This window comes from Pararhodobacter sp., from assembly GCF_034676075.1.
Classification (GTDB): domain Bacteria; phylum Pseudomonadota; class Alphaproteobacteria; order Rhodobacterales; family Rhodobacteraceae; genus Pararhodobacter.
The window spans coordinates 1-5,353 of sequence record NZ_JAUCCQ010000183.1; the positions used below are offsets into that span (position 1 = coordinate 1).

Annotated in this window: 8 protein-coding genes; 5 read left to right on the forward strand and 3 right to left on the reverse strand. The window is 66.7% G+C overall.

Features of this window, described 5'->3' with window-relative positions:
- The 5 genes from VDQ18_RS22605 to VDQ18_RS22625 all read left to right on the forward strand — a co-directional run.
- The coding region (locus tag VDQ18_RS22605) for an ABC transporter permease (RefSeq protein WP_323023114.1) at positions 1–545 on the forward strand (545 nt) is incomplete at its 5' end.
- Complete coding sequence (locus VDQ18_RS22610) at positions 545–1,396, forward strand: ABC transporter permease (RefSeq protein WP_323023115.1); 852 nt, start codon at positions 545–547, stop codon at positions 1,394–1,396. The genes VDQ18_RS22605 and VDQ18_RS22610, both read left to right, overlap by 1 nt.
- Positions 1,396–2,379 carry an ABC transporter ATP-binding protein gene (locus VDQ18_RS22615; RefSeq protein ID WP_323023116.1) on the forward strand — a complete coding sequence of 328 codons (984 nt, stop codon included), beginning with the start codon at positions 1,396–1,398 and terminating at the stop codon, positions 2,377–2,379. Before VDQ18_RS22610 ends, VDQ18_RS22615 begins: the two co-directional genes overlap by 1 nt.
- Before the next feature lies 1 nt (position 2,380).
- Complete coding sequence (locus VDQ18_RS22620) at positions 2,381–3,193, forward strand: ATP-binding cassette domain-containing protein (RefSeq protein WP_323023117.1); 813 nt, start codon at positions 2,381–2,383, stop codon at positions 3,191–3,193.
- A complete protein-coding gene (locus VDQ18_RS22625) occupies positions 3,190–3,681 on the forward strand; it encodes a TIGR02444 family protein (protein WP_323023118.1) in 492 nt (163 codons plus the stop codon). Before VDQ18_RS22620 ends, VDQ18_RS22625 begins: the two co-directional genes overlap by 4 nt.
- Here the strand turns inward: VDQ18_RS22625 and VDQ18_RS22630 are convergent.
- The 3 genes from VDQ18_RS22630 to VDQ18_RS22640 form a co-directional block, all read right to left on the reverse strand.
- Positions 3,663–4,010, reverse strand: a complete 348-nt coding sequence (locus VDQ18_RS22630) for a YigZ family protein (RefSeq protein WP_323023119.1) — start codon at positions 4,008–4,010, stop codon at positions 3,663–3,665. The two genes, VDQ18_RS22625 and VDQ18_RS22630, sit on opposite strands and share 19 nt — an antisense overlap.
- Positions 4,011–4,146: 136 nt before the next feature.
- Positions 4,147–4,716 (reverse strand): UbiX family flavin prenyltransferase, encoded by a 570-nt coding sequence (locus VDQ18_RS22635; protein WP_323023120.1) that lies wholly within the window; start codon positions 4,714–4,716, stop codon positions 4,147–4,149.
- On the reverse strand, positions 4,713–5,353 hold a 641-nt coding region (locus tag VDQ18_RS22640), incomplete at its 5' end, for a UbiD family decarboxylase domain-containing protein (protein WP_323023121.1). The genes VDQ18_RS22640 and VDQ18_RS22635, both read right to left, overlap by 4 nt.

A 5,353-nucleotide genomic window follows, 5' to 3' on the forward strand; every position in this document is an offset into this window, starting at 1 on the left:
ATGGCACGCCGCCCTACTGGATCGGCCTGATGATGATCCTGATCTTCGCCGTGACGCTGGGCTGGACGCCCACCTCGGGGATGGAGAACGTGCTGGCCTTCAACACAGGTTGGGACCGCATGGTGGACATCGCCCATCACCTGATCCTGCCGGCGCTGGCGCAGTCCATTTTCTACCTCGCCATCTACATCCGCCTCGTCCGGGCGGGCATGTTGGAGGTGCTGTCGCTCGACTTCATCCGCGTCGCCCGGGCCAAGGGCATCTCCGAACGCCGCCTGTCCTATCGCCACGCGCTCAGGAACGCAGTTCTGCCGCTGGTCACCGTGGTCGGCACCAATGTCGGCAATTTCCTCGGCGGGGCGGTGCTGACCGAGACGGTGTTTTCCTGGCCCGGGGTCGGCCGGCTGATGTTCGACGCCATGTTCCAGCGCGACCTGAACCTCTTGCTCAGCATCCTCGTCCTCAGCTCGTTCTTCGTGATCCTCGCCAACCTGATCGTGGACCTGCTCTATGCCGTCATCAACCCGACCGTGGAGCTGAAGTGATGGACCGCCTGAAATCCCTTCTGACCGCCATCCTCCGTGACTGGATGATGCTGCTGGGCCTCCTGCTGCTGGCGACGGTGTTCTTCATGGCCGCCACCGCGCCCCTCTTCTTCCCGCAGCCCCCCGACACGATGATGGGCCCGCCGCTGCAATGGCCGGGCCAGTACCCGGGCGCCCCCTTGGGCACCGACGGGCTGGGCCGCAACATCCTGTCCGGGCTCTTCTACGGCGCGCAGATCTCGCTCTTGGTCGGTTTCGCCTCGGTCACCGTCGCCATGGTCTTCGGCATCCTCGTCGGGTCCTTCGCGGGCTATTACGGCGGCTGGATCGACAACCTGCTGATGCGGGTGACCGAGCTTTTCCAGACCATCCCGCAATTCATGCTGGCCATCGTCGTCGTCGCCGTCCTCGGCCCGTCCATTCAGGTCATCATCTTCTCGCTCGCCGTGGTCAGCTGGCCCGCCATCGCCCGTCTGGTGCGCGGCGAGTTCATGGTCCTGCGCGAGAAAGCCTATGTGCAGGGCTGCATCGTCGTCGGGATGAGCGACATGCGCATCATCTTCACCCAGATCCTGCCCAACGCCATGTCCGGCGTCACCGTCATGTCGACCATCATGATCGCCACCGCCATCCTGATGGAAAGCGCGCTCAGCTTCCTCGGCTTCGGCGATCCGAACGTGACCACCTGGGGCACGATGATCGGCATGGGCAAGAACAACCTGCGCGACGCCTGGTACATCATGACCATCCCCGGCATCGCCCTGCTGCTCACCGCATTGGCGCTGAACCTCGTGGGCGACGGGCTGAACGACTACCTCAACCCGCGGCTCCGCAGCCAGAGGGGGCAGTGATGACCAACCCCATCCTTCAGGTCGAGAACCTGCAGATCTGTGTCCGCAAGAAACCCGGCGTGCTGATCCTGCGCGGCGTCTCGTTCCACGTGAACGCGGGCGAAACGCTGGCCATCGTCGGCGAATCCGGCTGCGGCAAGTCGATGACCTCGCTCGCCATCATGGGCCTTCTGCCCGATGCGGTGGAACGCCTCTCCGGCACCATCCGCTTCAAGGGCCGCGAGCTGCCGATCACCGACAACCGCGCCATGCGCAAGGTCCGCGCCGCCGAGATCGGCATGGTCTTTCAGGAACCGATGGCCGCGCTCGACCCGCTTTATCCGGTCGGCAAACAGGTGCTGGAGGTGATCGAGGAGCACGAGAAACTCCCGCGCGCGATGGCCTGGGCGCGGGTCATCGACCTGCTGTCCAAGGTCGATCTGCCCAACCCCGAGACCCTCGCCTGGTCCTATCCGCACAAACTCTCCGGCGGGCAATTGCAGCGCGTGGTCATCGCCATGGCGCTGGCCTGCAACCCCGATGTGCTGATCGCGGACGAGCCCACGACCGCGCTCGATGTGACCGTTCAGGCCCAGATCATGCGGCTGCTGAAACGGCTGCAACGGGATACCGGCGTCGCCATCGTCCTCATCACCCACAACCTCGGCCTCGTCGCCCATACCGCCGACCGCGTCATGGTCATGTACGCCGGCAACAAGGCCGAGGAGGCGCCGACCCGCGACCTCTTCCTCAACCCCCGCCACCCCTATACCCGGGGCCTGCTGGACGCGACGCCGAACCCAGAACGCGCCTCGGCCCAGGGCGGCGTCCTGCGCGAGATCCCCGGCACCGTCCCCTCCATCGCCGACCCGATGCCCGGCTGCCGCTTCGCCCCCCGCTGCGCCAATGCCAGCGACCTCTGCCGCGCGCGCTTCCCCGATCCGACCTTTGAGGGCGCGCATGGCTTCGCCTGCCACCACCCCGTCACCGACGCGAGGGTCTGACATGACCAATCCCCTCCTGCGCATCGACGATCTGCACGTCAGCTTCCGCGTCGGCAAACAGACGATCCACCCGGTCCGCGGCATCTCCCTGCATCTGAACCGGGGCGAGACGCTGGCGCTGGTCGGCGAATCCGGCTGCGGCAAGACCACGCTCGCCCGCACCATTCTCGGCCTGCAAGCGCCCTCCTCGGGAGTGATCGAGTACGACGGCAACGACATCGCCGGCCTCGACCGGTTCCGGCTCAAACGCTACCGGCCGCATATCCAATGCGTGTTTCAGGACCCGTTCTCGTCCCTGAACCCCCGCAAACGGGTCGAGCAACTGATCCGCGAACCCTTGGATATCCACCAGATCGGCGACAAATCCACCCGCCTGAAACGCGCGCATGAAATGATGGAACGCGTGGGCCTGCCCATCGACTGGGCCCGCCGCTTCCCGCATGAATTCTCGGGCGGGCAGCGGCAAAGGATCGGCATCGCCCGGGCGCTGGTCATGCAGCCGGACCTGTTGATCTGCGATGAACCCGTCTCGGCGCTGGACGTGTCGATTCAGGCGCAGATCATCAACCTGCTCTGGGAATTGAAGCGCGACATGGGCCTCAGCTACCTGTTCATCAGCCACGACCTGATGCTGGTCGAAACCTTCGCCGACCGCGTGGCGATGATGTACAAGGGCGAGATTGTCGAGACCGGCCCCGCGCGGCAGGTCTGGTCCAACCCCCAGCACGAGTTCACCCGCCGCATGATCGACGCCATCCCGGTTCCTGACGTGACCCGCCCGACGCCGCCCGCCTTCCGCATCGACGCGGAATGAACAGCGAAGACGCGCTGTGGGCGGCGATCACCGCCGCCTATGCCCGCCCGGGCATCGCCCCCCTCTGCCTGCGCTTGCAGGATCAGGGGGGCATCGACGTGATGGTCCTGCTCGGGCTCTGCTATGCCGCCCGGGCGCTGGGCGCGCCTCTGTCCCCGGCCGAGGTTCAGGCGCTGCGCAGCCGGTCGGAACCCTGGCGCGCCGCCGCCGTGCGCCCGGCCCGGGCGCTGCGCATCGCCTTGCGGGCGCCGGTGGCCGGGGTCGCGGACGATCAGCGCGAAGGCTTTCGCGACCGGCTGAAAGCGGTGGAACTGGCGGCCGAGCGGGTGCAGGCCGCGATCATCGCCGATTGGCTGGCGGCGCGGGGTGCTGGCGCTGCCGATCCGCTGCCCGGCCTGCGGTCCTTCCTCGGCGGGACGCCGGTGACCGAGGGCGAGATCGCGCAGTTGCTCGACGCCTTCGGCCCGGCTCAGGGCGCGTCCAGATAAATCCGCACCGCTTCCTGCACATGCCGGAAGCGGTCGCCGCCCAGATGCTTGCCCCCGAACCAGCGCGTCACCACGACGATATGATCCGTCACGCCCTCGCGCTCCAGCATCCGCAGGATGACCATGCCCGCCCCGGCCTCGCCATCGTCGTTCTTCAGCGGCCCGTCGGCGGTCACGAGGCCCCAGGAATTATGCGTGGCCTTGGCGAATTTCTTCTTGCGGCACAGCTCCTTGACGAAGGCCTTCGCCTCTTCCTCGCTGCGGCAGGGCCCGCCCGAGACGGCATATTTCGACCCGCGGTCGCTGATCACGTTCTCAAGGATGCGCATGCACCGGGGATAGCCGCCAGCGGACCCCCGGGCAAGGGGCTGCGGTGTGGGACACTCTTGCCCAAAGGTTAAAGGCCCCGATCAAGTCCTTGGAAACATTGGGGTTGGAAGATGTCCCACGCGTGGGACAGCCCCGTCATTCCTTCCAGCGGCGGACCAGATCCGTCTCGATCCCGAACAGGTCCAGCACCCGGCCGAGGCTGTGATCGATGATATCGTCGAGGCTGCCGGGCCGGTTGTAGAAGGCGGGCACCGGCGGGGCGATGATCGCCCCCATCTCGGCCAGCTGGGTCATTGTCCGCAGATGCCCCAGATGCAGCGGTGTCTCCCGCACCATCAACACCAGCTTGCGCCGCTCCTTCAGCACCACATCCGCCGCCCGCGTCAGCAGGCCCGAGGTGACGCCGGTCGCGATCTCCGACATCGACCGGATCGAGCAGGGCGCGACCACCATCCCCAGCGTGCGGAACGACCCGCTGGAAATCCCGGCCGCGATATCCTTCGCGGCGTGCACCCGGTCGGCCAGATCGTGGACCTGCGCCACTTTCAGATCGGTCTCGTGCGCCAGCGTGATCTCGGCCGCGGGGGTCATCACCAGATGCGTCTCGATGGGCGTGTCCCGCAGGATCTCCAGCAGCCGCACCCCGTAGCGCACCCCCGACGCGCCCGAGATGCCGACGATCAGCCGCTCCGGCGCGCGGCTCATGCCAGCCAGTCCTTCAGGTCGATCCCGTCCTGACCGGGGATCGACTTGCGGGCGAATTCCGCTTCCCGTCCCCAGGGCATCGTCGCGTCGATGCACAGCCGCCCCCAGTGATCCTTCTTCGGATCGCGGTAGAAGCCCGGAATGTCGTTCAGGATCATCGCCCGCGTATCCGCCCGGCCCCGTGTCAGATAGGCCCACATGACATCATCGAGGTCGTGGATGTCCACATCCTCGTCCACCACGATGACCACCTTGTTGTAATCGAGATGCGAGGCCAGCGCCGCCAGGAACACGTGCTGGGCGTGGCCCTCGTAGGCCTTCCTGATCTTGATGATCGAGATCATCACATTCGGCCGGCAACTCACGTCGATCACCCCCGGCACCGCCGCGTTGACCGCCCGATAGACCCGCGCCGCCGTCACCGCCTCCAGGGGCCGCAGATCCTCGGGCGAGCCGCAGAGGAGGCCGTGCAGCACCGCGTCCTTGCGGTAGCTGACATGCGTCACCTCGAAGACGTGGTTCGGGCCGATCTCGACGTAATTGCCCATGAACTCGCCGAAGGGCCCCTCGGGGCGGCGTTCATGCGGCAGGAAGCGGCCCTCGACGACGATATCGGCGCTGGCCGGGACCTCCAGGT

What these genes read in the sequence shown, in the direction of transcription:
- VDQ18_RS22630 (WP_323023119.1), bottom strand. Translation starts at nt 4,010, where the DNA reads ATGCGCATCCTTGAGAACGTGATCAGCGACCGCGGGTCGAAATATGCC.
- VDQ18_RS22635 (WP_323023120.1), bottom strand. Translation starts at nt 4,716, where the DNA reads ATGAGCCGCGCGCCGGAGCGGCTGATCGTCGGCATCTCGGGCGCGTCG.
- VDQ18_RS22625 (WP_323023118.1), top strand. Translation starts at nt 3,190, where the DNA reads ATGAACAGCGAAGACGCGCTGTGGGCGGCGATCACCGCCGCCTATGCC.
- VDQ18_RS22620 (WP_323023117.1), top strand. Translation starts at nt 2,381, where the DNA reads ATGACCAATCCCCTCCTGCGCATCGACGATCTGCACGTCAGCTTCCGC.
- VDQ18_RS22610 (WP_323023115.1), top strand. Translation starts at nt 545, where the DNA reads ATGGACCGCCTGAAATCCCTTCTGACCGCCATCCTCCGTGACTGGATG.
- VDQ18_RS22615 (WP_323023116.1), top strand. Translation starts at nt 1,396, where the DNA reads ATGACCAACCCCATCCTTCAGGTCGAGAACCTGCAGATCTGTGTCCGC.